Raw genomic sequence first — 25,615 nt, forward strand, 5'->3', positions numbered from 1 at the left:
CGCTCCGCGCTCAAGATTCAAAGCCAAGCCGAATGGCACTTCACCGCCCATACAACAAAAAGAAGAGCGCTTGACGCGCTTCAGCGCCACAACCGCTATTTCATCTAATGATAAAGCTATATCGCCTTTTTAACTCCCCGCGAATATCAGAAATTTCCTCATGCGCAGCCAGGCCTTTTGCACCAGCCTTTCAGAATAAGACCGATAGCGCTTCGCAATGACTTCGAATGATAAGAATAAGACCGATAGCTTCGCACGATGCTCGACAGATCAAGATCGATCGCGCTTCGCTCGATGCTCGGATATAAGAATAAAACCGGTAGCTTCACACGATGCTCGGCAGAGCAGAACAAGACCGTCCGCGCTTCGCGCTTATGCGGCTATTACGGCTCATCTGCTTTCGTAATTCATCACGGCGCGTGTCCATCTGTCGACGACGAAGGAGCGTCTGGGCATGCGCATGGGAGGCTTAAGCTGTGGTTTGAGCGAGATCAGTTCACCCGTAGCCTTATGCTGGGCGCCGCGTTTGCGCAGAGCCTGCTTGGATCGGTGGAGCACCATTTTGACCGCAGGCACGGTACAATCCAGTTCATCTGCAATATCCTGATAGGAATAACGAAACACCTCGGCGAGCAGCAGCATTTCTACTTCACGCTCCGACAAATGCTCCGTTACCCACTCCAGCAGACCCCGAACAGAGGCATAATTCTCATCGCAATAGGACTGTTCACCTGCTTCATCTATAGGAACCATAATGCCCCTGCGCCTACGATATGCGTCTATGTAAACGTTTCGGGCTATTTTATACAATAACGATCGCGGATATTGGACATCACCCTTGCTGCGGTAATGCTTGAAAGCCCGGAGCAGCGTCTCCTGGCGCAAATCCTCCGCTTCCCAATGAGATGCCGTCAAATAAAAACAATAGGTCCGTAAATGATTCAGATGCGGGGTAATGACATCTTCAAACTCAGCCCACGGCCTCATGCATTCGCCTCCTCACTGTTTTTTCCCAGTGTAGCACGCAAATATGAAACCAACATGAAAGCTACATGAAAAATCCGGGCCTAATTCGTGACCATGGCACTAACGGGAGGCTTCTGCTTGAATGATCAGAACGTCGTAAGTGGCAGCAATGCCCCCCTGTATGCTGAATTTGTCCTCATATGACTTATACATATCGGCAAACAGGCGGCGCGTCCCGATACTGCGTGTTGTGTCGGCCTGGGATGTGCTGGCCCCCATCGCCTTGACCGAGTGGAGAAATTCCCTGGGGGACGCGTAAATTTCCCTTTGAATAAAACCCTCACAGCGAATATTGGCAAATCCCGCTTCATAAAGAAGATTAACCCAGCCATCTGCCGATTGAAAGGAAAGCCCGTGCCGCTGCGGCGCATGCCCGCTGGCTGTATAAGCTTCATGAAAGGACGCATGCAGCTCATTGAAGGTATCCGGCCCAAAGGTGGCGAATGTCAACAGCCCTCCTGAGCGAAGCAGCCGCTGAATGTGGCCAAGCGTTTGCCCCGGATTGTCCAGCCATTGAAAACAGGCGTTGGAAACGATGAGATCGTATGCGTCTTTCGGTGCATCAGCCGCCCATAATTCGACATCGGCCTGAACAAAACGTACAGGATCGCGCCGTTTGCGAATTCCGCCCTCCTGGTTGGCCTTGTCCAACTGAAGCCTATGCTTGGCCGCATCGATCATAGCGGGCGCAATATCAAGAGCCGTCATCGATGCTCGAGGCCATTGGGCGGCCATTCTTTCAGTCAGCGCGCCCGTGCCGCAGCCGATCTCCAGAATATCCAATCCGGCCATGTCCGTCTCACTCTTCCATCGGACCAGGGATCTCGCCACCCGGTCTGCCATATCGCGCTGCACTCGGGAGTGAATATCATACATACCCGCCGCGCTGCGGTTAAACTGATGCCGTATTGCCTGCTTGCCGCTGCTCATACCACCATCTCCTTATTTCATCGGCCAGCTCAGCTTCCCTTTCCAGGAAAGGCGCATGCCCGCAAGCGGGCAGGGCCAGCAGCTCTGCCCGCGGCAATTGTGCCGCAAGCTCTGACGCAGCGCCGTATGGGCAAATTTTATCCTCTATTCCATGTATAAGCAGAGCCGGACAAAGGATTGCCGGAAGCTGAGACTGGCATTCCATGTTCCGCAGAATCTGAAGACCTGCAAGGAGCGCCGGAGTCGTCCAGCTGCCTGCCGGCGGAAGGCTGGCGCCAAGTCCGCTTTTCCATTCCGCCTCCGTTAGCAGAAGCTGTCGAAATCGGGCCTCTACGGCATCCCGATTCTTCGCAAGACCTGTAATCATCTGCCTGAGGTAGATATCTGCCCAGCCGCGGTCTGACTCTTCCCTGGAGCGGATAAATCTTGCGTTGGCCGCAAACAGGACGAGACCATCGGCCCAGCCTGCGGCCGCCAGTCTCAGCGCCAGCAAAGCGCCAAGCGACCAGCCTCCAATCAGAAGGGGGCCGCAGCGAGTTTTTGTCTGACTGGCAGTCCGGTCTGGTGACAGAGCCTTCCTGACTGCCGCTTCCGTCAAAAGCAGTATCGCCTCCTCGGAATCGGCAGCGCTGTACTGTGCGGAAAGATGTTGAAAATCCGGCAGCTGCGAGCGCAGCCGGTCAAAAATCGAATCCGGCATGCTCCATCCTGCCAGCCACAAAATCGTGCCCCTGGACTCCTGCTGCAAGGGCGGCCCGTTACCCGAATGCCTCATCCACCTGCCACCCCTGATTGAAGGGCAGCGGCACAGATGAGTGCCGCGGCATCGGCCAGCTCCCGTTCCGAGTGGGCGGCGGACAACGAGAAGCGAATCCGCGCCGTGCCCTTGGGCACAGTCGGCGGACGGATTGCCGCCGATGCAATACCGGCTGCCTCCAGTGCGCTGCCGAAACGCAAGACAGCCGCATTATCGCCAATAATGACGGGGATGATCGGGGAATCTCCCGCAGCGATATTGAAACCGGCGGCGCCAAGCGAAGAGCGCAGTCTCCTGCCCGCAGCATTAAGCCGTTCCCGGCGCCAGTGCTCGGTCTGAACCAGCTCCAGCGCTTTGGCGATACCAGCAACTATGGATGCGGGCAGGGCGGTCGAATAGATCAAGGTTCTAGCCTTGTTTATCAGCCATCGGATCAGCGTACGGCTGCCGCAGACATAAGCGCCGTAGACGCCAAACGCTTTGCTGAATGTTCCCATATGTACATCCACGTCCGCCTGTACGCCAAGCTCATGGCATAATCCCTCGCCGCGCCTGCCGTATATCCCTCCGCTATGCGCCTCGTCCACCATCAGCATGGCACCGTATTCACGCTTGATCGCTGCGAGCTCGCGCAGCGGAGCCTGGTCGCCATCCATCGAGAAGACGGCATCTGTCACGATCAGCTTCTTCTTTTTATCCCGGTGCTTATTCAATAAAGCCCGCAAATGCTCCATATCGTTATGGCGGTATCGGGCATGCTCCGCGCGGCTTAGTATGACGCCATCCACGATGCTCGCATGGTTCATCTGATCGCTGAATACAACATCGCCTCTGCCTGCCAGCGCGGCGATGACGCCGGTATTGGCCATGTAGCCATTGGCAAAAACAAGCGCTGCCTCGCAGCTCTGCCACAGGGCCAGCGCAGTTTCCAGGCGGCCGAAGGACGGCCGGTTGCCCGTCACCAGGCGCGAAGCGCCGGAGCCGGCCCCTTCGGCGGACTGAGCTTCGCGCATCGCTTCATTAATCGCGTAATGCTGCGCAAGTCCCAGATAATCGTTGGAAGACAAATCGAGCAGCTTTCTTCCCCCGCGCATGATATAACCCGGGCATCCGGGCACCGGAGCGCTGGCTCGCAAGGTGCGTTCCAGAGAAGCGTCAGTCATCATTTCAAGCTCTTCTTCCATCCAGTTCATGATCATTCCGCCCTACCCTTATAGAGCACTAATTTCAATTTCAAAGCCCATATCTTCAATCATTTGATGATCTTCGGATACATGTTGTCCGGCTGTCGTCAAATAATCGCCCACAAACAGGGAATTGGCTGCATATAGAGACAGCGGCTGCAGCGTACGAAGGTTGACCTCACGGCCGCCGGCCACGCGGATTTCCTTGGAGGGGCATATAAATCTGAACAAGGCCAGTACCCTCAGCGCTTTTAAGGCCGGTACACGGTCCGCCTTTTCCAGGGGTGTCCCCGGTATCGCATTAAGAAAATTGACCGGAATGGAATCCACATCAAGCTCGCGGAGCGCAAAAGCCATTTCCACAATTTCCTGATGGGTCTCGCCCATGCCGATAATGACTCCGGAGCAGGGAGACATGCCGTAGGCTTTCACCTTTTCCACAGTTTCTACACGCTGTCCATAAGTGTGGGTAGTGGTGATTGCCGGGTAGTTCGCTTTACTTGTATTCAGGTTATGATTGTACCTATGCACGCCCGCTTCCGCCAGCCGCTCGGCCTGGCCGTCCTTCAATAAGCCCAGACAAGCGCATATTTTGAGCGGCATGGTTCTGCGGATTTCCTGTACCGCGTCCGCTACCTGCCCCAGTTCCTTGTCCGTCGGTCCTTTTCCCGAGGCTACGATGCAGTAGGTTCCGGCTTTGCGCGCCATGGCTTCGCGCGCTCCGGCGAGCAGGGTATCTTTATCCAGCAGGCTGTATTTTTGTATGGAAGCCGTCGATACGATGGACTGCGAGCAGTAGCCGCAATCTTCGGGACACAACCCGCTTTTGGCATTGATGATCATATTCAGCTTAACCTTCCTGCCGTAAAAGAACTTCCTCACACTGAACGCGGCATGCATGAGCGGCAGCAGCTCATCATTGCCGGCTTCCAGAACGGCAAGCCCTTCTTCCAGTGTCAAGCATTCCCCATTTAACGCCTTTTGGGCGAACGATTGCCATTCTATTTGAAGTGAAATTGTGTTCATCTCGGTCATCTCCCTAATTTCCAGCCAAAAGCGCCTCTTTGACCAGTGCGAATTGAATATGTTGCCGTACGGTATGTACCAGCGTGTTCGTATCCTCCGGGGCATGAATCCGGGGAAGACGGCCAAGCACCGGAATGCTGCTGTAATGTTCGATCAGCTCTGCATTTGTGGATAGGCTCGGATCGTCATGCATTTCTGCCGATTCGCCATCGTTCAGGATGATACCGACAATGGAAATTAATCGAAGCTTCAGGTATGACACCGTCAACAGCGTGTGGTTAATCGTGCCGAGGCCGGATCGGGCCACAATAAGTGCGGGCAGACGAAGTTCTGCCATCAGGTCCGCCACGAGGGCATCCTCTGCCAGCGGAACAGCCACGCCTCCCGCTCCCTCTACAAGGAGCGCATCGTAACGCTTGGCAAGCGGTCCGCCGGATGCAATCAGCTTCTCCAGCGTAAGGGTCACTCCCGCTTCCCGGGCTGCGAGCAGCGGTGTAAGCGGAGCGGCAAACGAGAAGGGAGCCACCGCCTCCGGCAGTTCATCGATCCCGGTGCTCTTCAACAGCTGCTGGGCATCAGTCCTTCCACTGCCAAAAGTGCTGCCGGATTGAACCGGCTTCCAGACGCCGACATTCCTTCCTTCGGCGCGAAGTGCAGCGGCGATAGCCGCTGTGACGACCGTTTTGCCAACGCCGGTGTCCGTACCCGTCACGAATAGTCCTCTTATTGGCTGTGCATTCGTTTGGTTCATGCCGCCGGCCCGCTTTCGGTGACGCAAATTATCGCTTCCACCAAAATAGCCGTCATGAGCTCCAATTCCGCTTCGCTGCTGGCAAGCGGAGGGATGAACACGATCACATTGCCGAGGGGCCTCGTCAGCATGCCGAGTTCTCTGGCTTTAAGACTTGTCCTGACGCCGATTCGCTCCGCCCATTCGTACGGTTCGCGTGTATTCTTGTCGCGTACAAGCTCGATTCCGATCATCAGTCCCTGCTGGCGGATGTCCCCAACATGCGGGCGTTCTTTAAGCGCTGCGAGCCTATGCTCCACCAAAGACGCCTTGGCCCGAACCCCTGACAGCATACTGCGCTCTTCAAACAGCTTCAGGCTGGCCAGCGCCACGGCACAGCCAAGCGGGTTTCCCGTAAAGGAATGACCGTGAAAAAAAGTTTTCTGCTCCTCGTAATCGGCATAAAACGCGTCATACACTTCATCGGTCGCAAGCGTCGCCGCCACAGGCAAATAACCGCCCGTAAGACCTTTGCCGATGATCATCAGATCAGGGGAAACCCCTTCAAGGTCGCACGCGAACATCTCTCCCGTCCTGCCGAAGCCAGTCGCCACCTCATCGGCGATTAGCAGGACATCATGCTCGCGGCACAGCTTCGCGATTTCCCGCAGGCAGCCAGGCGGCATCACGATGATGCCCGAAGCCCCCTGCACAATCGGCTCTACGATCAGAGCGGCAATGCTGGCCGCCTGCGAATGGAGCAGCCTGCGCAGGGCGGTAAGCGTAGTTTCCAATGCTTCTGCTTCTCCGCCCTCGCAGCGGTAGGCATAAGGATAAGGAATGACATGGGAAGGAAAAAGCATGGGACGGAACACATCATGGTACAGCGGAATCGCACCGACACTGACCGCGCCGATCGTATCCCCGTGGTACGCCTGATTCATCGTGATAAACTGCGTTTTGCCCCGCACACCCCGGTTATGCCAATATTGAAAAGCCATCTTGATGGCAATTTCGACACCGGTTGCTCCGGAATCGGAGTAGAAGACTTTCGTCAGACCTGGCGGAGTAATTTCGGCCAGCTTCCCGGCAAGCTCAATGGCGGGCACATTGGCCATGCCAAGAAGGGTGGAGTGCGCGACGCGGCCCAGCTGGTCCGTTATGGCCTGATTCAGCTCCGGCACGTTATGTCCGTGAATATTAAGCCAAACCGAGGAGAAGCCGTCAAAATATGCCCTGCCGTGAATATCGTACAGCCTGATGCCTTCGCCGCGTTCGATAATGAGAGGTTCCGAGGCATGATAGTCTTTCATTTGGGTAAAAGGATTCCATAGATGCGCCTGGCTTGTAGCAGCAAGCCGTTCGTAATCCGTATGCACAAGACATCACCATCCATTAGGCATTTTAATTGTTAACCATAAATAAAAATATGGTTAACAATTAAGTAAAGCCATTGTAGCAAACCCGTTTATGTCTGTAAAGGGAAAGAATACGGCGGTTTTATCGCATCGTACAATACTGCTGGGGCATCGTTATAGCTTCCTTCATCCCGTTTAATAGCCATCCTCCATGCGTCTGCTGGCTGGCATACAATCCAATGAACCTTCTCAAGGATATAGATTTAACACGGCTTATCCACCTATTGAGGAGTAAGAAATTTAATGAAAGCTTGTCTGATCAAGGCGTTATCCGAAGGCCATTTGATTATTACAAGTGCATTTTTCTCCAGCTTTCTTCGTACTGGTCGGCGTGCACGGCATTCACGCAATCTCTAACAAGCGAACAGGTATCCGGCATCTTTACTTGGAGTCTGCCAACAAGTGAAACGATGCCGAAGAATGGGGTCACGAAGCCCGCCCTACAGGCTGCTGCCGAATAAGGCTGAATGCCGGATGAGGGAACCTTCATACAGCGAAACACCGCGTGCCGGGAGCTGCGCGCGGTGCGAAGAGATGAGCTGCCAGAAGCGGTGAGACTGGATCAGCAGAATGGGGTTGAATGAGGAATTTAGCGGCTGAAGAACCGCGGGCTGGAGACAGGGCAGGCAACAGGCAGCCCTGCTACGCTCTGCCGGCTGCAGTCCTTCTTTGCCAGATGAGGAACAGGCGGATGCACAAGGTGATCCAGCAGGCGCTGACCCAGTAACCGCCGAGCACATCGGATGGATAATGAACACCGAGATAGATGCGGGAGAGGCCGATGCACAGTATCATGAACAGGCTGAAGGCGATCAGGGCAATTCGCCAGCGCTTGGTGGGCAGATGCCGCCACAGCAGAAAGGTTAAAATGCCGTACAAGGTGAAGGCCGACATGGAATGGCCGCTGGGGAAGCTGAAGCCCCCTTCCGTGGCAATACGGTGTATATCCGGACGAGCGCGCTGATACAGGGCTTTCAACGTTTCATTGAGCATCCACGAGCCGAGCAAAGCGGCGATAAACAATACAATCTCCCTGCGGTGCTTGAACGCCACAGCAAGCAGAACGGCGATAACAAGCGAGAATGGAACGGCGATTTTCGAGGAACCAAAATAGGACAAGCCATTTGCAATCCGGGTGAGCCAATCATTTTCCCAGCCTTGAACGGCATGAATAATTGAAAGATCAAACTGCTTTAGGCTGTCTCTTTGGACAAGCAGGGAAAGCCCCCCGAATCCGGCTAAAGCTAGCAGCAGCAACAAAACCCACATCAAACATTTACCTCCATATTCTATAATTCACAGTACGCCGAGAATCCAGCCTTCCAAAGGAACAATCTCCGCTTTCTGCTGCGGCGTCAGTGTGGACAAGCTCATATAATGCCCCAGTCCGCCGGACCTGTCCTGCTCCTGCAGCCAAAGCGCGATGGCATAAGCATCCCGCTCGTCCCGTTTGGCAAGCTCCCCGGGGTACGAATACCGGTTGTGCAGCAGCGAAGGATACACCTCCGCGATCACGCTCTTGTGCGGGGGCGGCTCGAGACCGTCATAAGGCCAGACGTGCAAGATATCGGCGAACTCTCTGCGGAGATCGTAGATCCAGGGCAGCCCGGCATGCGTGGAGAACGCCACGGAGATCAGCGTCGGATTCAGGTGAAGCACACTCTTCGCGGAAGACGTGTACTTCTCCGTCACTCTCAGCTCCGTCGGATTCGGATAAGGCAGCGTCGGGGAGGCAATCGCCGACACCGGCTTCTCCCTCGCCTCCCCCCAATGCTCGTCAAAATGCCGCAAAAAAGCCATCCAGTCAGGCAAAGCCGGCTTATGCGGTCGCTCATCCCGAAAATAGGACAAAGGAAAGGACAGCCCGTGATCCATTCCCACAATCATCGTCCCCCGTTTGCCTTCCTGCTGCGCTCTGAGCGAATCCGCCAGATAAGCGTAACAGCCCTGGCGCGACCAGCTCCGGTTATGACGCGCACGCTGCGGCTCCCCGCCGGCAAGGGCCTCAAATATCTGAATCGAGGTATGCTTGTGCCTCGGTGAAGCTTTGCCGGAATAATCGATGCCCACATAATGCTCAAACATAAACAGCCTCCATATTAGCGGACTTATGACTCAAGTGAAGCTGATCACAATCGCCGTCTTGTCGTCCGATTTCTTGACCCGGGGATATATCACGCAGTCGGGATCGGATTCCTCCAGGGCAAGAAGCCAGTCGATATAAGGCTGAAGGCCCATTTCCCGCACCTTGACGGCGATCTCCAGCGCTCCCTCGCGATCGGATTCGCCTGCTTGCTTCGGTATGTACAAACCGTCGGACAATAGCAGGAGCGACTCGATATTGGTCCGGCTGATCCGCCCGAATTCCGCATAATCCACAAATGCCGGATCGCCGTTCAGCACGGCATAGCCCCCCGGCGCGTTAGCCAAATCCCGCCCCTTTATGATCTGCGGCTTGGCATATTCCCACAGCTCCGCCCGCGTCGCAAGTCCCGCCTGAACCCCTTCGGCCCAAACAGCTTTTGTCCGGTCGTCGACATGGGCCAGTTGATCATGTGTGATGATCCGTATCGTGCCATCGTTATAGTAAGCTGCCAGCATGCAATCGCCGGCATGGGCGAATTCAATCCATTTCTCCCCGATATGAATCAGGACGGCGCATGCGCTCCACAGCTCTTCTTTCCGCTCAGGGCGTATGCCCGCGTTCAGCATGCGCGCGCGCAGCAGCCGGTTCGCCTCCTCCAGCAGTCCAAGCGGAGAAACTGCCCCTCCTTCTTGCGCAACGCAATAGTCGGCAATCAGCCTCGCGGCCAGATAACCTCCGGTCTCTCCACCGGCTCCCGTATAAGGAACGAGCGAAGTGGCCCCATCCACAACGCCGAACAGTCCGGCTTCTTCATTCACTATGAAGGAATCCTCGTTCCACGGACTTACGCCTTTTACGGTAACACTCGTCAGTTTCAAAAGCCTTCTCCCCCTATCGGTTCTCTATTATTATGGAGGTATTTCCGGCACCATTCAAGTGTAGGCATGCAGGCGCAGTTGTCCGCTTGGGAGGCAGGCACTCGACATTTTCATGCATTGGCTTTATGATGATTCCGATACATAATGAACCTGTTCTCATAGAGACCGGGCACGGGTACGATCCCATCAACCCGAACCGGCCAATGAACAAGCATCAGCGCCCGGATCGAATCCAAGCGGGCATAGATTCAGGCTTGAAACAACAAAATCCCCATCCTGTGGAAGAATGGGGATTCATGAAAAGGAGCATGAGAAATGGCACAGCATCGCCGTTTATTGACGGATCAGGATTTCAGTGAAGCGCAGGAGCGCCAGTTCCGCATCCGTGTTTTCAAGGATGATCATATTACCGATACGGGCGGGGTAATTGTCCGTTTTGACGAGCAGACCGTTGTTATCCAGTCCAGTGTCAGCGATGTCGCTTATCATGCCCGGAAGGACTGCGAATTTTTTGAGCTGCGCAAAAGATAACCGCGTGTGGCTGGCATCTAAACACGCATCGCCACAGCGTGCGCGGGGAGCTCTTGCGATGCAGAAGCTGCCGAACGCGGCCTTGAAGGAGATCAGGCCATAAGGGCTGATGACATTCCGCTAAAAGCTGAAAATCAGCCTCAGCGGACGCCACAGCTCCTGACCATGGGCAGCACCGGCCCAGCGTTCGAAGTGAGGCTCCATGGTGCCGTGCCAATCCTCCGGCGTGCGGCTGGTGTCCAGAAGCCCTCGCCTCGGGACAGCGCTCACCTCTGCCGGAAGCTCCTGATAGGAGAACAGCAGCGTGCCGCGTGCTCCGATGATATAGGTTTTATTGAAGCCCTCGGGCCGCTCCTCCTGCAGCTGGTAATGATAGAAGACATAGGATGCGAACTGCTCCGGCTTCAGCCGGGCTACCGCTCCGGCACGCTGCTCCACCTTGCGCGAGCCGCGCCAGGAATCAGCATCTTCGGGCAAGCCGTCATGAAAAATATCGATCATCGATACCGACGTTTGCCCGCCGCTTTCGTCCGGCCAGTTCTCCAGCCATCTGCCGGCCGCCGGTTCCCATTCGAAAACAAAATCATCGTTTGCCGTTTCGTAATACAGGCATACATGCCTGTCGCCCGTAAAGACGGAGAATGTGCCTATGCCCTGATTTTGCAGCACTGCCTGAAGTACGTCCCCATTCTCCTGCAGGACATGCAGAAAAGGCTCCGAACCTCCGGTCTTAAGCATGGAATAAGCCAGTCGTCTTCTCATCCGCATATTCCCCCCTTACCAGAATAGCTCCTCATGTCCCCTCAGCTTGCAGATCGCCTCCGCGAAGAAATAATCGCCATAGATCATGGGAACATTCACGAATGCCCGCTTCGGAAAATTCGCGGTTCCCATGCGCAGCAGCCCCTCTTCCCCGTCGTCATCCCAGGTCCCGCAGCGTTCATCCAGTTTCTTCAGCATGCCAAAAGCCGCATCCCGATAGAACCGGGCATCCGCCGCGGGCACAAGCCGGGCGATTTCCAGCATTCCACTGGCTGCGCAAACGGCGGCGCTGGAGTCCATCCCCATGCCATCTTCATGCGGGGCCCGGAAATCATAAGGCGGCAGTCCGTCCTCCGGCAGATGATCGAGGAACATCTGTGCCGTCCTCCTTGCCGAATCCAGATACCGGTTCTCGCCCGTATACCTCGCGCCGAGCGCCATTCCGTAGAGCGCCCAGGCCGTTCCGCGGGACCAGGCCGAGTCTGCGGCGTAGCCTTGACCGGAGATCGCCCCAAGCCGCTGCCCCGTTTCGGGATCGAAGCTTACGATATGATTGCTCGATCCATCCGGGCGGATGATGTCGCGCAGCGCCATATCCGAATGCTCCATCGCAAGATGACGGTAGCGGGGATCCCCCGTCTCCTCGCTCGCCCAATATAACAGCCCGAGATTCATCAGGCAGTCGATGATCGCCCAGCCCACGCGTTCCGGCTGGTTCCAGGCCCGGATGAAATGTCCCTTGGCATTGTAACGGCCCATCAGATGGCTGGCCGCCGTCAGGGCGCGGCGTCTGGAATCGGGATTGCCCAGCAGCTTGTAATGCGCGACTGACGTCAAGCTCCACATGAAGCCGACATCATGATGCAGCGTCTCGTACTGCTGGAGCGGAGCATCCAGCTGTCTCTCAACGGAGTCGGCAAGATTCCGCAGCCGTTCATCTCCGTTCTCCCGGTAAATCAGCCAAAGCAGCCCCGGCCAGAAGCCATTGGTCCACCAGTCCGGCTCTTCATTGTAGTATTGTCCGTCTATCGAAATATAGGGAAATGAGTCGCCGATTCGCCTGCTTGTGAGGCTGACCTTGCCGATAATCTGCTGCCACTTGTCCTCTGCCCATTGAAGCTGTCCCGCATCCTGCATCCCTGTAATCCCCCATCCTTTATCATGTCATGTACTTCCGCCACCGGCCTTCACACGCCATAGATGCGCCTGGCATTGAGGCTTCGCGCAAGCTCCCGCTCCGGCTCGCTCCATTCAGACGGCAGCACCTTCTCGAAAAATTCTACTGCTTCGTCATAAGTGCCCCCGAGCAGCGCAACAGGCCAGTCGCTTCCGAACATTACCCGCTTGGGACCGACCGCCCCGCACAGATGATGAACATAGCGGTAGAGCAGCTCCGGATAGAACCCTCCCGCCTGGGTCAGCATCCCGGAGATTTTGAAAGCGGTGCCAGGAAGCTGCGCCAGCAGCGAGACTCCCGAGCTCCATGGCTCCCAGGCTTCATCCTTCACGCCCGGAATGCCCAGATGATTGATGACGGCCTTCAGATCCGGCAGCATCGACAGTAACTTGGCGGCAGCTCTCAAGTGCACGGCAGTCACCAGCATATCCAGCGTCAGCCCGTCCGACTGCAGGCGGGAAAGCCTGGACAGCAGCAGGCTCTCGGCGCTGCTTCCGGCCTCGGGAATATCGCCTCCGTTGATGCGGATCCCGGCAAAACGGCGGTTCTCCCTCAGCCTGACGTAATCCTGCTCAAAATCGTCCGCCAGCAGGCTCATCCCGCCTACCACCCCCGCGATCCACGGAACCTTCTCCGCAAGCGCCAGCATGTAATCTGTCTCCGCAGTGGTCGCCGCAGCCTGAACAAGGATTACCGAATCGACATGATTACGCTCCAACGCAGGCAGCAGCTCTTCCGGAATGAAGTCCCGCGCAATCACCGGAGTATCCGGTTTAATCCAAGTATAATCCCCGCGTGCCAGCTCCCACATATGGACATGGCTGTCTACATACATGCGATTACCCCTTTCCGAATTACACCCGCCATTTAAACCGTACTTCACTCTCAACATGCAGATCTGGCCTGATTGCCGTCAAAAGAATGCGGTAGAAGACACGCTCCTCTCCATTCAGCCCTTTGGCCGTCTGCGAGTCGATTTCCAGCTCAAAAGCCTCCGGTTGATAATTCATCTCCACGGGCCCAAGCAGCAGCTTACCTGTCTCCGGCCGCAGCGGCTCAACCGATGAAATAAAGACTTCGACCACCGATTGCGGTTGTCCTTCAAACCGCAGGGAGTCCGCTACCATCAGCTCGAAAGCTCCCGCTGCTGATCGCATCCAGCGGAAACGGCGCGTCAGCCCGGCCAAGCCTGGACAGTCATAGGCTCCGGTTAAATCCAGATCAAAGCCAACCTCTTCCTCCGTGCGTGCATAATGGATGACCTCCGCCCGGTACTCTTTGCCCGCAGACTGCCTTCTGCCCCCAATAATTGGTACTGAATGCCCGTGCGATCCGGCGGTCAGCGTCTCGTACCGGATTCCGGGCTGAAAATATTGCCGCGTATAATGGCCGGCTCCCGGGTCAGCCAGCACGCTGACGCCATTCACATGCAGCAGAAAGTGCCCCAGATCGTTGTGGTTATGCGGCTCCCCGTTGCTGCCTCCCTTGGCGGCGAAGGCAATGAAACCATCCCCGCTGCGGCTTTTGGAGATCGCCCATTGGTGGCCCTTGAAATAATAATCCTCATGGACCGGCTCGCCGCCAGCCGTGCTGGACGGAGCTTCAGCTGTGGAAGCCTCCTCGGCCGCATCTCCGCCGTCCAATGTCCACATCATCAGCCTGCTCGTATTGGCCCAATACGTGAACAGCTGATTGGCCTCAGGCTGCTGCTGCGGCACCTCGACATTGTTGAAACGGGAATGCAGCCGCGCAAACAAGCCCAGATTAAAATCAATCCGCTCCACCGAATCGGAGAAATTGACGACCTTGCTGCCTGAGAGCAGGCAGGCATTCGGAAAAGTGACGATCCGTCCGATCTTATCGCCCTCCAGGAGATCAATCCGTCCTCCCGTCCGCTCGCGCAGCAGCTCCGCGAAGTAGACATAGAACCCGAAGCCGAACTGCCAATAGGCTACGCCTTCCGCGGTTGCTCCTTCCTCGTCGAAGCCGCTCAGATGGTTCCTCATCGAGTCAATAATCCGCCACAGCATGCCCGACAGCCGCTCGCTGTCACGTTCTTCATAGATAGCGCACGCGCCGATGCCAGCCGCGCATACAGCAGGCCAGTTGTTGGTCTTCAGCTCCCAGGTATGCGGCGCCGGATCTCGGAAGAACGGGCCGAAGATGCGGCTGTCCAGCTCCTTGCGGATCCGGTTTCGAATCCAGGGATGCAGCGTATCTCCGAGCATAGCCAGGATTTCGGCAAGCGCGAAGCCGGTAATCGCAGCGAACAAATCCACCGATTCGCGCGGCGGAATTTCCCGGTCCCAAATATCGTCCGGGTACGCGTTGCGGTATACCCCCACATGCGCCGGGAAGACCCATGTCGATTCCTCGCAAATCGCCCACAAGCAATCTTCAAGCGGCGTATCCCATTCGCCTGGGCCGTCTGTCAGCCGAAGCAGGGAAAGCACGGTAAGGCGCATCCTCCTGTCAAATATTTTGGCCTCGAAGGTCTGCCGGTCCCCCGTCTTCCCGAAGAGGATAAATTCGGAGAACGGCAGCACCTCGGGCTGATTGGCCGCGTAGTACGCGCCCTTCTCCCGCACCTGCGCCCATAAAGGGGCAAACAGCGGCTTGGCCGCGCTTTTCTTCCAGTTATCGGCCGCTAATGATTCGGGGAACAAAGTATAACCGTCCCTGTCCGCTTCTTCAAGCGCCGTCTTCAGCTCGCGAAGTGTCAGTTGATCGATGCCCATGGCTTAAGCTCATCGCCTTCCTTAACCATTCTGATTTACTTGCTGCAGCGCGCCTCGCTCCCGGCGGGAGGCCTTGTATAGGCGCCGGTTCCTGGCTTCGTTCCGGCTCTTGTCAGCCAAAGACGGGCGGGAGCCCACCAAACAACTCATACAAACGGGCAAGCTCCGCTTCCGGCAGCCCTTGCCCGTCGCAATAGCTGATGTTCTTAAGCAGCGACTGCACGGAGCTCGTACCCGTCAGCGTAACCGCAATGTCCGGACAGGTCAGGCTGAAGCGCATGGCCGGCTCGATCAGGCCCTTCGGTCCGGGCCTGCGCAGAAAGTCCAGCTGCGCCTTGCGCCGCTCCGCCTCTTCAAGCAATTCCCGGCCCTGAAGGAAAGGAGCGGGTGAATCCGCGAGCAGTCCCATGCCCAGCACGCTCCCGTTGATAATGCCGACTCCATGTTCTCTGGCGAAGGGGTGCAGCGTGTCCTTCGACGAGAAATCGATCAGCATGTAGCGGCCGTAATTTTGCACCATGTCAATCTTCCCCGTAGCAATGAAGGGCAGCAGCAGCTCGGGCTTGCCGGCATTGACGCCGATCGCCCGCACTTTGCCCTCCTCCTTCAGCTTCAGGAAAGCCGCGACGGTCCCGTTCATCGCTTCCTCGAAGGTCGTCCGCTCCAGCTCATGCAGCTGAATGAGATCGATATAATCGGTTTGCAGGCGGCGGAGGCTGTCCTCGAAGCAGCTTAGGGTATTCTCGTACGTATAGGCCTGATCGCGCCTCACGGCTTTGGTTGCCAGCACCGTATCGGCGCGTCTTCCCTTCAGCGCGCGCCCGATACGCAGCTCGCTTTGCCCGTTGCCGTACAGGGGAGCGGTATCGATGAAATTAATGCCGGAATCAAGCGCCGTGTGAACGACGCGCTCTATCTCTTCATCCGTAGTTGCGCCGAAGTCGCCGCCCAGGGGGGCGCCGCCAAGACCGAGCTTCGACACCCGGATGCCGGTTTGGCCCAGCGTCGTATACTGCATTTCTTTCCCTCCTTGCTTTATCAGCCCCCGCAAGCTGAAACGGCTAATGCCGTCCTTTGCGGCAGCGTAAATTACTTCCCTTGGACCTTCTAGTAATGGATAAATGCGATACTTATGCATTCTGGCAAGAAGTAACAGCTATCGCCGTCCCTGGCGGTAAAGTTAGTTTCTTCCTCACAATTATCAGAAAAAGTGAGGCCAAATTTTATACGTTCTGATTTTCAAGAAGAAACGGCCGTCGCCGTCCTATTGGCGGCGCAGCAAGTTTCTTTACTCAGACATATAAGCAAAGAATAGATGAAATGATATACCTCCATATATTTCAAGAAGCTTCGCCGCTCTCAGGCGGCAGACCAAGTTTCTTCCCCTGAAAAAATCCGACTGCGCAGTCGAGAACGTCTCCTTGGTATCCGCGGAGAGCTGCAAAACGGATTTTCCGCCTGCAGCACTTGTCGGCAATATTGTTGTATACGGCTGCTTACGCAGACGCTTCCTTACACAAAGCTTGCGTTTCTCCGGTCGTTACCGCCCGCACCGTCAGACAATCACCGGACTTCTAAGTCCTGCCTCGCAGCATGAGTGTGCTGTCCGCCTGCTGCCAGGGCGTTTCATAGGAAGGCGCATTCACATAGCGGTCCATCTGCAGCACCAGTTTGACGCCTGCGCCCCTGCCCAGCCTGACCAGCAGCCACTTGCCGGACGCGTCGGCGCTGCCTGTCCTGCTGCCTGCCTCATCATACAGCTCAGCCTTGCGGAACGCATGCTCCCCGAAGCTTCCTCCCTGCAAGATAACTTCCTTCTCCTCGAACAGGCTTAAATTGACCAGCGTCAGCGTAACGGAAGTCTCCGATATGCGGTCGATCAGAGCGCCGACCGATTCAGGCAGTCCCGGCCGCCTGCCCAGGCCGTCATAATAACGGATGCGGGCGTGCTGCAGCCCGCCATGGGAAATATGCGCAGGCGCGCCGAAGGTCAGCTGTACAAGCGATTCCATATAGACCGGACACATTTCCTGCCAGGTGTGGATGCCGTTAATATCTTCCCAGTCCCAATTGGCGGGATCTCCCGCCTCTGAGCGCATTTTGCCCAGCTGCTGTGCGATCAGGCGGTAATTGGCGTCCAGAATGCGCTGGGGATAATCCGGAAATTCCCCCTGCATGAACAGGAACCACGGAATCAGATTGCCGATGAAATGCTTCGTTTCCTTGCCTGTATCCGGATTTCGCCCCGATACGACGGGAATATCGATTCGCCTCAGGAACTCGGGAATAGGTATGCGCCGGACGCGCTGCAGATCCTCTTCGCTCATGGATACGCTCCACAGATGAATGGGATACACGGCATTGGGTATACGGTAATCTGTCCATCCGGCATCCGTATGCTTGTTCGGCGTGACCCAGCGTCCCTCCTGATCCTCCTTGCCCAGACTCCAGTTCATATCCAGCTGGCTCCTTGCAAGATCCAGCTGACTTTTGTCGCCTGTCAGCAGCAGCGCGTTCATCGACGCATTGATCATCGGCTCGATAATCGTCAGGAAGCCGTGCGGCCACCGCCACCCATAGTAGCCACCCCACCATTTTCCATCGTTGTATTCGCCGATCTTCCCGCTCAGACCAACGTTATCGGGCGTCAGCCCCCCGTTACTGGCAGTCCGCTCTCTCCAGGCATCCAGATAGCCCAGCACCCACATGCGATAGGCTTCATCCCCGGTGAACAGGAAGGCGTGGGTAATCAATCCCGTTGCGTTCAGGTTCAACGGCACATCGCCTTTGGCCTTGCGTTCATTCATCCGCTGGATGATTTGCCTGTAGATCAGATCGTCGGACCAGCGGCAGGTGCCGCTGGCGTAATCGACGCCATCCAGATCCTCGAAGGGAGCCGGATAATGATCCAGCACCCCCCGGTGAGTGATCCAGTCTTCCTCCGTCATGTCGAACCGGGGACCGCGGCTTCCCGTAATCGGTGAGCGGATAAGCCTTAGTTCCTTATCATAGTTGGGAGCCGCAGAATCGTCGCCGGTATACATGGCTGCGAATTTCACGGTCCGCTGCCTGTTCTTCAGTGACTCCGGGTCGCTCATGCCCAGAAAATAAAAGTATAAATAACCTTCGCCATGATGCATCCAGTCATAATAACCGTCAAACTCATTATGAATCTGGCCATACGCGGTCCACTGCCAGGTAAGCGCTTCCCACATAAAGCCGGAAAGCCGCTTGACCTCTTCGCTCCCGCCAATTGTGTAGAGTAGAGACAGATACATGAACGCTTCATAAGGATCGTCCGATCCATCCATTCCGGGCCAATTGTCCCGCCAGATCAGCGTTCCGTCCGGACGTGTGTAGCGGGCAACGAATTCCGATGCCGCCTCGTTCAGCGTGTCGATCAGCAGCCGCTCCGTCAGCGCCCACTGCGGAGGCGCCCAAAGGGTGTCCGCCTGCAGGATGGGCATTTCCACCCGTTCTCCCGATAATGGCATAGGTTAAGTTCGCTCCTTTTCGTTTCCTTACTGTGAAGCCTTCCAGGCATCGAGCTGCTTCTGCGCTTCTGCAATAATCTCGTCAATGCCCGCCTGCTTCAGCTTGTCGCGGAATTCGGCCAGCTTATCCGCTGCGCTGATGACACCGGTATTCAGACCCGGGGAGTACTCGTCGACCACGGAGGTAACGTTGGCAATTTGCGACAGGACCGCATCGGATTTGAATTTGAAGCCCATAATCGGCGAAGGCTTCGCGGATTCGTTCTCTGCCTTTGTCTGCTTCGCAACCTCAGGATCCTTGCCGTCCAGCACATAGCCGTTGAATACATTGCCGAGTACCCAATCGCTGAGAGCATAGCCGCTGTCCGGAATCAGCTTGACCTTGTCGTCCGCCGTTTTCGTGTAGTTCGTGCCTTCAATTCCGTAGATGAGCAGATTATATAACTCTTTATCCGTATTGACCAGATTAATCAGCTGCATGGCCCGCTCGGGATTCTCGGACGTCCGGCTGACCGCCGACATCGTCGTAATAATCGTATTCGTGCCGGTGTACACATCAGTCATAGGAACATAAACAAAATCTTGTCCGCCCATCTGAACCTTCGTCTCCGCTTCGCCGCCCGGCTTCAGTACGTTATGGTAGGAAGTGATGACATTGCCGGTCAGATTCATATTGGCTGCGTTCTTGAGCGTTGCCGCGTCCTGATTAATGTAGCCTTTCTCAAACCAGTCCTGCACCAGGGCCAAATATTCCTCGTACTGCGGCGTCTCGTACATATTGATGATTTTATCCGGATTATCCAGATCGATGACGGCAATATTCGTGATGACATTTTCCAAATTATAGGTACGGTTCATATTGCCGAATTTCCCTTTGTTGTCCATGCCCATTGGAATGACGGAGCTGTCGTCCGCATGAATTTTTTCCAGCACAGCCGTCAAGTCGGAAGGCTTCTTGAGCGTACTGGTATCAATGCCGAGCTTGTCGACATAGCGCTTCTGAATCATGAAGCCTTCGCGGTTCGTTACCGTCTGGTAATTGGGAACGCCATAGATTTGTCCGTCAATTTCAGTCGCCTTCCAGACAAAATCCGGCATGCTTGCCTTAACGTCCGGCCCATACTTGTCAATCAGCTCATTGAGCGGAAGGAATGCGCCCTTACCCTGATTTTGCACATAGTCAAAATTCCAGTTGGAGGTCCAGATCAAATCCGTTTTCTCCCCGGATGCGACCACAGTATTCATCTTCTGCGTGTAATCCCCGAACGCCACCGGCATAAATTTGACAGTCGCGTTGATTTTTTCCTTGATGATTTTGTTCGCTTCCGCAGCCACCTTATCCATAGCGGCGGGAACAGCCGAAACCGGGAAATACCAGGTCAGCTCCACTTCCTTGGACGTATCGGCGCCATTGTCAGCCGTTTCGCCGGCTGCCCCGGAGTTCGGGGTGTTTGTACTGCCGGCCGCGTCATTCACGCCATTATTGCCGGTGTTGGAACCACAAGCGGAAAGAACCAGAACCATCAAGCCAAGCATGACCATGAGCAGTTTGTTTTTCGCCTTTGTCATCTTCTTGTAACCTCCCGTTTTCTATTCATCTCTTCTTTGAAGCTGTATGTGTCACAGTCCGTCCGGCCTTGGCCGTACGGAAGCGGATGAACCGGATCAACCCTTGACGGAACCAACCGTGAGTCCGCTTACAAAATATCGCTGGAAGAAAGGGAACACGAACATCATCGGGCCGGCTGCCAGAACGGCCATCGCCATTCGGGCGGACAGCTTCGGAAACTGTGTCATGTCGATTTGAACATTCACCCTGTCGATATTATTGGACAAATAATCAATCGTGTTCATAATCCGGTACAGCAGCAGCTGCAGCGGAACCAGCTTCTGGTTGTCAATGAACAGGAGTCCCAGCCACCAGTCGTTCCAGTAGGCGAAGGAGATAAACAAACCGACCGTAGCCAGCGCCGGCGTGGACAAGGGCAGCACGATTTTGAAAAAAATGCGGTATTCGCTGGCTCCGTCCATTTTTGCCGACTCATAAATTTCACCGGGAAGCTTCTCCATGAATCCTTTCATAATCAGCACGTAGAACGGATTGATCAGATAAGGGATGATCAGGGCCCAGATGGAATCCTTGATGCCCAGATATTGGGTTACGAGAATATAGAACGGCACCAGGCCGCCGCTGAACAGCAGCGTGAAAAACACATACAGCGTCGTGGCCCGCCGGTAGCTGTAGTCCGCCCGGGAGATGGAATAGGCAACCATTGAGGTCAGCAGCAGGCCCGCCACAGATCCCACCACGGTAACCAGAATCGTAACGCCGTATGCCTGCAGCAGCTGGCCGGGATTTTGGAGAATCATGGAGTAAGCGCTGAAATTAATATGGCTGGGAATGAGCCGGTACCCTGTCGTCAGCAGCGATTTTTCGTCTGAAATCGATATGGAAATCACGAGCAGCAGCGGAATGACGATCAGCGCCGACAGCACGAGAAAGAACAGATTAATGATCAGCTGCGCGGATTTTGCACTAGCCGTATTGGACATGGATTCTCACCTCCTCTAACGCTTACCATAAGGCGTTGTCTGAATTGACTTTTCGGATCAGTGCATTTGCCGCTAACACCAGCACCAGCCCCACAACCGACTGATAAAGACCGATGGCCGTGGACATCCCGATGTTGCCGACAACGCGCAGGGAGCGGTAGACATACGTATCGATAACGTCCGTTGTCCCGTACAGGAAGCTGGTATCGTTGGGAATAAAATAGAACAGCCCGAAATCGGCGCGGAAGATATTGCCCACATCCACAATGAACAGAACCACAATCAAGGGAACGAGCAGCGGAACGGTAATCCGCGTGATGACCTGCCATTTGTTCGCTCCGTCGATGCGGGCCGCTTCGTAATAACTCGTATCGATCCCGATGATGCCTGCGTAGTAGATCAGCGTCGAGAAGCCGACCATTTTCCACAGCTTCACCAGCACCAGAATGTAAGGCCAATATTGGGATTCCTGATACCATTTGACCGGGTGGCCCCCGAAACGGATGAGCAGCTCGTTCAGGTAACCGCTCGTCTGATCGAAGAAGCCAAGCGTCACGTAGCTGATTACCACCCAGGACAGAAAATAGGGCAGAATAAGCACGGTCTGATGCAGCTTCAACCAACGCCGGTTGATTTCATTCATGAGAATGGCCAGCGTGACGGCAATCAGAATGGTCAGCACGATAAAGGCCGAATTATACAGGATTGTATTGCGGGTAATGCGGAAGGCATTGTCGGTTGTGAAGAAAAACTTGAAGTTGTCCCATCCGACCCAGTCGCTCCCGAGCAGGCCTTTTGCGTAATTGTAGTTTTTGAAAGCGATTACCAAACCGATTAGCGGAAGGTAGTTAAAGATGAGCTTGAACAGGAGAGCCGGCAGTGTAAGAATGAACAGCTGCCGGTTCCTGTTCCAGCGCCTCCATCCGGCGCGAAACCGACTGGTGGAATTCATGGCCTCACCCCTCTCTGACGTGTTACTTCCGATTATGAAGCCGCTGCCCGCCTCTTGAACACTGCTAAATTCATACATCGACTGCGATTTGCGCACTTCCCGGCTGCTCAATTCGAACTGTTCATTCCGGCTATGACTGTTAAAATGTGTTTTTGCGGCTTGCCGCGGGGAATACCGGCCGCTCCGTTCGATGGCCTCTGCGTGCTATGCCCTTATGTCTCATGTGGTTCAACCTGCCACATTGCTGTCGACCTCGGGTTGAACCCCTCAAAGTGGGGAAAACCTTGCCACAGCTAAGCCGGAAAAACCTTGCTACAACTCACCCGACATGCTCCACAGTACGTATTTGCCCCATTCGCCCGCTCGAGCAAGGAAAAACCCGCTTCCACCGCTTCCGGCCTCGGTTTGAAGCCTCAAAGCCGGAAAAACCTTGCTATATCTCACCCGACATGCTCTACAGTATGCATTTGCCCCATTCGCCCGCTCGAGCAAGGAAAAACCGGCTTCCACCGCTTCCAGCCTCGGTTTGAAGCCTCAAAGCCGGAAAAACCTTGCTACAACTCACCAGATGTGCTCCACAGCAATCAATTGCCTAATCGCCCACTCGAGCAAGGAAAAACCCGCTTACCCCGCTCCCAATCTCCGTTTGAACCTCTCTAAGTGGGAAAAACCTTACTATAGCTCCCCCCTTGTGCTCCACAGCACAACATTAGCCCCGACGTGCTCCACCACTGCATGCCCCACCCTAGCTGGCCCCGCCTGCCCGCTGCCCCAAGAAAAAATGTCCTTTCTCATGCTCGCGAGCGCTACCGAGTACCATAAAAAGGCACCCCCGGAATCGTGGAATCCTGCACAGGTATTCCAACAGCATTCGATTCCAGTGGTGCCTGTCATACTGCATTAAGCCAACGTTAACCAGGGGCAGCCTGGCCCGCCTCCTTACAAATCGCTCTTGCCCTTACCCTCTCCGAGCGATGCGGTATTCGCCCGGGGTCATGCCGATATTTTTCTTGAACAGCTTGAAGAAATTGCTCTCGCTGCTGTAGCCCACTTTATGCATGATCTCGATTACGCTGTCCTCCTCCTGCTCCAGCAGCTTCATCGCCACCGCCAGTCTCACCTGGTTCATATAATCAGCCACGGACAGAGATTCGCTGCTGCGGAAATACCGGCCCAGGTAGGCCGAGGACATTTTCATAATAGCGGCTATGCTTTGCAGGCTTAAATTGGGATCGGTATAATTCAGCTGCACAATCTCCTTGACCGCCTCGACCAGGAAATTCTGCTTGCCCGTCTTGACATGATTCCGCTCATTGACCAGCTCTTCCAGAACATGCTCGATCTGCTCTCGGATATCCTCCAGCGTTTCCTGCTCCAGAATCAGGTTCGTATAGCGCTTCAGCTTGCTCATAACGGTCTGCACATGCTGAATGTTCAGCTCCCGGATGGTTTGGTGGATGACCATAATAACCTGCAGCACAGCAAAATCGATCTGCTCAATATGAAGGCCCTTGATCCACACCATCCAATCATCCAGCCTGGCTTTCATCATAGTAAGATCATTGCTGCGGATGCTCTCAGACAGACGCTTCTCCAGATCAAGGGGGATCTGCTCGTTTGCCTCGCCGGCTTCCGCCGCATACAGCTCTGGCGTAATCAACGCCTGCTTGCCCAGGACCATCCGGTGCAGGGAATAAAATTGAAGCTGCTCATACTGCCGCGTCAGCAGCTTGTAATCATTGAAAGGCTGGCCCACGACGATGGTCAGCGTGAGCTTGTAATAACTGCTGACCGTATCCTGGATCAGCCGAAGCCGCTCAAGCAGCGCGGAGTCCGGCTGCGCTCCGACCTGAGGATGGCGAATCAGCAGGACCAGATGGTCGCTTGCCATATCCACCGCCGGATCGGCATCATGCGAAGCGATGATCTCTTCCACGATGTTGGTCACGGCGAATTTGACCAGCTTCTGCTCCCGTTCATTGCGGGAATCGCGGAATTTGGCGTAATCGTCAATCTTTAGCAGGCAAAGCACAAAGGTGGAGTCGGCATCCAACCCGCGATCCTGGCAGTACTCCTCATATTCGCTCCTGGATATGCCGGGACTGTCCATTAGCCAGCGCTTCAGAAAATAATGATGCCGCACGTCACGACTCGCTTCGCGGTCGTTGCGGAGAAGACTCATAGTCGTCTGCATATCCTCATAGACGAAGGACAGATAGCCCAGCTCGTCCCTGCTGCCGCTCACCCGCTCGCGGTCAAGCGTCGGCGGAAGATTCAGCTGATTCATCAGCTTACCGACCGGCTTGTACAGCTTTATTGAAGCAAATGCGGCAACAAACAGCGAAATCGCCACAAATAAAAGCAGAACCACAAGGGAGAACGTCCCGATGGCATTGATTTTGCCAAAAACGGCATCATAGGGCTGAACACTGACGATCTTCCAGCCATTCACCCTGGAGGTGAGATAATTGACGATCTGCTTGCCCTGCGCCGTCTTGGCGATAAAATAACCCGAGGGCGCCTCGACATCCAGCAGCCTGCCGTTGAGCTCCTGCATAATGCTGTCGTCCGGGGCCGCCTGCTCGCGGGGACTGAATTGATTGCCCTGCGAATCGATAATGAAGGCATAACCTGACGAATTATCGCCCAACTCGTTGATCATGCGGATATTATCGAACATCCAGGAGGATTTCACATTCAGCATCAGAATACTCTGGCTGGACGAATAGTCGCCCGCCGAGCTGTAGATCAGCAGCGATAATACCGAGCCTTTGCCTGCCCCATCCTCTTCCGTCATGGGCTGGAGCGTAAGCTTGGGGAACGTCCGGTTCTTTTCTAAAAACGCTTTCAGAATATTATAAGGCTCCTTCGCCCCACAGCTGATCGGCGAAAGAAAGGTGGTCGAATAATAGCATTTATTTGAGCTGTTATAGATCGCAATGGAGCTGAGATAAGGATTGGAGATCAATATCCGGTCCATCTTCTCCAGCTTATTATAGAATTGGAACATATCGAGGGAAGGACTGTTCAATAAAGAGATGATATCGCGGTCATTAAAGGTGGATACGGTCAAATTCGTAACCATTTCATTCAGGTTGTCGATATTGTAGTTGATTTGGCTGAGAACCTTGTGGTTGGCGTCCTGCTGAAGCTCAAGAGCGGTATTCCGCGAGAAGGCATACAGGACGCTGCAGAAGATCAGCAGCAGGGGCACGATAAGCAGGATGGTTGTGAAGAAGATGCGTTTGAAATAATTGCGTGAACGATAGAGCGCAAACAAGCCCATGGGGATGCCCCTCCCTCTTTTGTATGCGATAATGCCGCCATTATATCACGAAGCAGGTTTGCGGGACGAGTGTATCTGTCGGAATAG

Annotated in this window: 21 protein-coding genes; 1 reads left to right on the plus strand and 20 read right to left on the minus strand. The window is 55.1% G+C overall.

All coding sequences use genetic code 11. From position 1 onward, the window contains the following. Positions 1–390: 390 nt before the first annotated feature. The 10 genes from AC0YNV_RS23055 to AC0YNV_RS23100 form a co-directional block, all read right to left on the minus strand. On the minus strand, positions 391–987 hold the full coding sequence (locus tag AC0YNV_RS23055; RefSeq protein ID WP_210038836.1) for an RNA polymerase sigma factor: 597 nt from the start codon (positions 985–987) through the stop codon (positions 391–393). Positions 988–1,086: 99 nt separating this feature from the next. Next, the gene (bioC, locus tag AC0YNV_RS23060; protein ID WP_475770107.1) at positions 1,087–1,956 is read right to left on the minus strand and encodes a malonyl-ACP O-methyltransferase BioC; all 870 of its coding nucleotides are present in this window, start codon (positions 1,954–1,956) and stop codon (positions 1,087–1,089) included. Then, positions 1,919–2,731: an alpha/beta hydrolase gene (locus AC0YNV_RS23065; RefSeq protein WP_475770108.1), complete on the minus strand. Its 813-nt coding sequence runs from the start codon at positions 2,729–2,731 to the stop codon at positions 1,919–1,921. Before AC0YNV_RS23065 ends, bioC begins: the two co-directional genes overlap by 38 nt. Continuing rightward, positions 2,728–3,906: an 8-amino-7-oxononanoate synthase gene (gene bioF, locus AC0YNV_RS23070; RefSeq protein WP_475770109.1), complete on the minus strand. Its 1,179-nt coding sequence runs from the start codon at positions 3,904–3,906 to the stop codon at positions 2,728–2,730. The genes AC0YNV_RS23065 and bioF overlap by 4 nt, the downstream gene beginning before the upstream one ends. An 18-nt stretch (positions 3,907–3,924) precedes the next feature. Continuing rightward, the gene (gene bioB / locus AC0YNV_RS23075; RefSeq protein WP_475770110.1) at positions 3,925–4,923 is read right to left on the minus strand and encodes a biotin synthase BioB; all 999 of its coding nucleotides are present in this window, start codon (positions 4,921–4,923) and stop codon (positions 3,925–3,927) included. Positions 4,924–4,936: 13 nt separating this feature from the next. Beyond that, entirely contained in the window at positions 4,937–5,674 is a 738-nt protein-coding gene (bioD, locus tag AC0YNV_RS23080; RefSeq protein ID WP_475770111.1) for a dethiobiotin synthase, read from the minus strand. After that, positions 5,671–7,032, minus strand: coding sequence for an adenosylmethionine--8-amino-7-oxononanoate transaminase (bioA, locus tag AC0YNV_RS23085; RefSeq protein WP_475770112.1), 1,362 nt, complete (start codon positions 7,030–7,032; stop codon positions 5,671–5,673). The genes bioD and bioA overlap by 4 nt, the downstream gene beginning before the upstream one ends. A 681-nt stretch (positions 7,033–7,713) precedes the next feature. Continuing rightward, a complete protein-coding gene (locus AC0YNV_RS23090) occupies positions 7,714–8,340 on the minus strand; it encodes a phosphatase PAP2 family protein (protein WP_210038828.1) in 627 nt (208 codons plus the stop codon). A 27-nt stretch (positions 8,341–8,367) separates the two neighbouring features. Beyond that, positions 8,368–9,156, minus strand: coding sequence for a hypothetical protein (locus AC0YNV_RS23095; protein ID WP_475770113.1), 789 nt, complete (start codon positions 9,154–9,156; stop codon positions 8,368–8,370). 30 nt (positions 9,157–9,186) lie between these two features. Continuing rightward, a complete protein-coding gene (locus tag AC0YNV_RS23100) occupies positions 9,187–10,035 on the minus strand; it encodes a protein phosphatase 2C domain-containing protein (RefSeq protein ID WP_475770114.1) in 849 nt (282 codons plus the stop codon). A gap of 315 nt (positions 10,036–10,350) precedes the next feature. On the opposite strand from AC0YNV_RS23100, the gene AC0YNV_RS23105 reads away from it, so the two are divergent. Continuing rightward, a complete protein-coding gene (locus AC0YNV_RS23105; protein WP_475770115.1) occupies positions 10,351–10,566 on the plus strand; it encodes a hypothetical protein in 216 nt (71 codons plus the stop codon). 120 nt (positions 10,567–10,686) lie between these two features. Here AC0YNV_RS23105 and AC0YNV_RS23110 read toward each other — a convergent pair whose 3' ends face one another. The 10 genes from AC0YNV_RS23110 to AC0YNV_RS23155 all read right to left on the minus strand — a co-directional run bounded on the left by AC0YNV_RS23110 (position 10,687) and on the right by AC0YNV_RS23155 (position 25,528). Beyond that, positions 10,687–11,328, minus strand: a complete 642-nt coding sequence (locus AC0YNV_RS23110) for a hypothetical protein (protein ID WP_475770116.1) — start codon at positions 11,326–11,328, stop codon at positions 10,687–10,689. A 15-nt stretch (positions 11,329–11,343) separates the two neighbouring features. After that, on the minus strand, positions 11,344–12,465 hold the full coding sequence (locus AC0YNV_RS23115) for a glycoside hydrolase family 88 protein (RefSeq protein WP_475770117.1): 1,122 nt from the start codon (positions 12,463–12,465) through the stop codon (positions 11,344–11,346). Between the two features lie 50 nt (positions 12,466–12,515). Next, positions 12,516–13,340, minus strand: a complete 825-nt coding sequence (locus tag AC0YNV_RS23120; RefSeq protein ID WP_475770118.1) for an amidohydrolase family protein — start codon at positions 13,338–13,340, stop codon at positions 12,516–12,518. Between the two features lie 19 nt (positions 13,341–13,359). Next, complete coding sequence (locus tag AC0YNV_RS23125) at positions 13,360–15,243, minus strand: heparinase II/III family protein (RefSeq protein WP_475770119.1); 1,884 nt, start codon at positions 15,241–15,243, stop codon at positions 13,360–13,362. A 112-nt stretch (positions 15,244–15,355) separates the two neighbouring features. Continuing rightward, positions 15,356–16,261: an aldo/keto reductase gene (locus AC0YNV_RS23130; RefSeq protein WP_475770120.1), complete on the minus strand. Its 906-nt coding sequence runs from the start codon at positions 16,259–16,261 to the stop codon at positions 15,356–15,358. A 556-nt stretch (positions 16,262–16,817) separates the two neighbouring features. After that, positions 16,818–18,737 carry a DUF8034 domain-containing protein gene (locus tag AC0YNV_RS23135; protein WP_475770121.1) on the minus strand — a complete coding sequence of 640 codons (1,920 nt, stop codon included), beginning with the start codon at positions 18,735–18,737 and terminating at the stop codon, positions 16,818–16,820. 27 nt (positions 18,738–18,764) lie between these two features. Continuing rightward, positions 18,765–20,306 carry an ABC transporter substrate-binding protein gene (locus AC0YNV_RS23140; protein WP_475770122.1) on the minus strand — a complete coding sequence of 514 codons (1,542 nt, stop codon included), beginning with the start codon at positions 20,304–20,306 and terminating at the stop codon, positions 18,765–18,767. Positions 20,307–20,402: 96 nt separating this feature from the next. Next, positions 20,403–21,290, minus strand: coding sequence for a carbohydrate ABC transporter permease (locus AC0YNV_RS23145; protein ID WP_210038818.1), 888 nt, complete (start codon positions 21,288–21,290; stop codon positions 20,403–20,405). 22 nt (positions 21,291–21,312) lie between these two features. Continuing rightward, the gene (locus AC0YNV_RS23150) at positions 21,313–22,242 is read right to left on the minus strand and encodes an ABC transporter permease (RefSeq protein WP_475770123.1); all 930 of its coding nucleotides are present in this window, start codon (positions 22,240–22,242) and stop codon (positions 21,313–21,315) included. A 958-nt stretch (positions 22,243–23,200) separates the two neighbouring features. Beyond that, complete coding sequence (locus AC0YNV_RS23155) at positions 23,201–25,528, minus strand: helix-turn-helix domain-containing protein (RefSeq protein ID WP_475770124.1); 2,328 nt, start codon at positions 25,526–25,528, stop codon at positions 23,201–23,203. Positions 25,529–25,615 lie beyond the last annotated feature (87 nt).

This window comes from Paenibacillus sp. JT31N11 (assembly GCF_056269285.1).

What these genes read in the sequence shown, in the direction of transcription:
- AC0YNV_RS23055 (WP_210038836.1), bottom strand. Translation starts at nt 987, where the DNA reads ATGAGGCCGTGGGCTGAGTTTGAAGATGTCATTACCCCGCATCTGAAT.
- bioC (WP_475770107.1), bottom strand. Translation starts at nt 1,956, where the DNA reads ATGAGCAGCGGCAAGCAGGCAATACGGCATCAGTTTAACCGCAGCGCG.
- AC0YNV_RS23065 (WP_475770108.1), bottom strand. Translation starts at nt 2,731, where the DNA reads ATGAGGCATTCGGGTAACGGGCCGCCCTTGCAGCAGGAGTCCAGGGGC.
- bioF (WP_475770109.1), bottom strand. Translation starts at nt 3,906, where the DNA reads ATGAACTGGATGGAAGAAGAGCTTGAAATGATGACTGACGCTTCTCTG.
- bioB (WP_475770110.1), bottom strand. Translation starts at nt 4,923, where the DNA reads ATGAACACAATTTCACTTCAAATAGAATGGCAATCGTTCGCCCAAAAG.
- bioD (WP_475770111.1), bottom strand. Translation starts at nt 5,674, where the DNA reads ATGAACCAAACGAATGCACAGCCAATAAGAGGACTATTCGTGACGGGT.
- AC0YNV_RS23090 (WP_210038828.1), bottom strand. Translation starts at nt 8,340, where the DNA reads ATGTGGGTTTTGTTGCTGCTGCTAGCTTTAGCCGGATTCGGGGGGCTT.
- AC0YNV_RS23095 (WP_475770113.1), bottom strand. Translation starts at nt 9,156, where the DNA reads ATGTTTGAGCATTATGTGGGCATCGATTATTCCGGCAAAGCTTCACCG.
- AC0YNV_RS23105 (WP_475770115.1), top strand. Translation starts at nt 10,351, where the DNA reads ATGGCACAGCATCGCCGTTTATTGACGGATCAGGATTTCAGTGAAGCG.
- AC0YNV_RS23110 (WP_475770116.1), bottom strand. Translation starts at nt 11,328, where the DNA reads ATGAGAAGACGACTGGCTTATTCCATGCTTAAGACCGGAGGTTCGGAG.
- AC0YNV_RS23115 (WP_475770117.1), bottom strand. Translation starts at nt 12,465, where the DNA reads ATGCAGGATGCGGGACAGCTTCAATGGGCAGAGGACAAGTGGCAGCAG.
- AC0YNV_RS23120 (WP_475770118.1), bottom strand. Translation starts at nt 13,340, where the DNA reads ATGTATGTAGACAGCCATGTCCATATGTGGGAGCTGGCACGCGGGGAT.
- AC0YNV_RS23125 (WP_475770119.1), bottom strand. Translation starts at nt 15,243, where the DNA reads ATGGGCATCGATCAACTGACACTTCGCGAGCTGAAGACGGCGCTTGAA.
- AC0YNV_RS23130 (WP_475770120.1), bottom strand. Translation starts at nt 16,261, where the DNA reads ATGCAGTATACGACGCTGGGCCAAACCGGCATCCGGGTGTCGAAGCTC.
- AC0YNV_RS23135 (WP_475770121.1), bottom strand. Translation starts at nt 18,737, where the DNA reads ATGCCATTATCGGGAGAACGGGTGGAAATGCCCATCCTGCAGGCGGAC.
- AC0YNV_RS23140 (WP_475770122.1), bottom strand. Translation starts at nt 20,306, where the DNA reads ATGACAAAGGCGAAAAACAAACTGCTCATGGTCATGCTTGGCTTGATG.
- AC0YNV_RS23145 (WP_210038818.1), bottom strand. Translation starts at nt 21,290, where the DNA reads ATGTCCAATACGGCTAGTGCAAAATCCGCGCAGCTGATCATTAATCTG.
- AC0YNV_RS23150 (WP_475770123.1), bottom strand. Translation starts at nt 22,242, where the DNA reads ATGAATTCCACCAGTCGGTTTCGCGCCGGATGGAGGCGCTGGAACAGG.
- AC0YNV_RS23155 (WP_475770124.1), bottom strand. Translation starts at nt 25,528, where the DNA reads ATGGGCTTGTTTGCGCTCTATCGTTCACGCAATTATTTCAAACGCATC.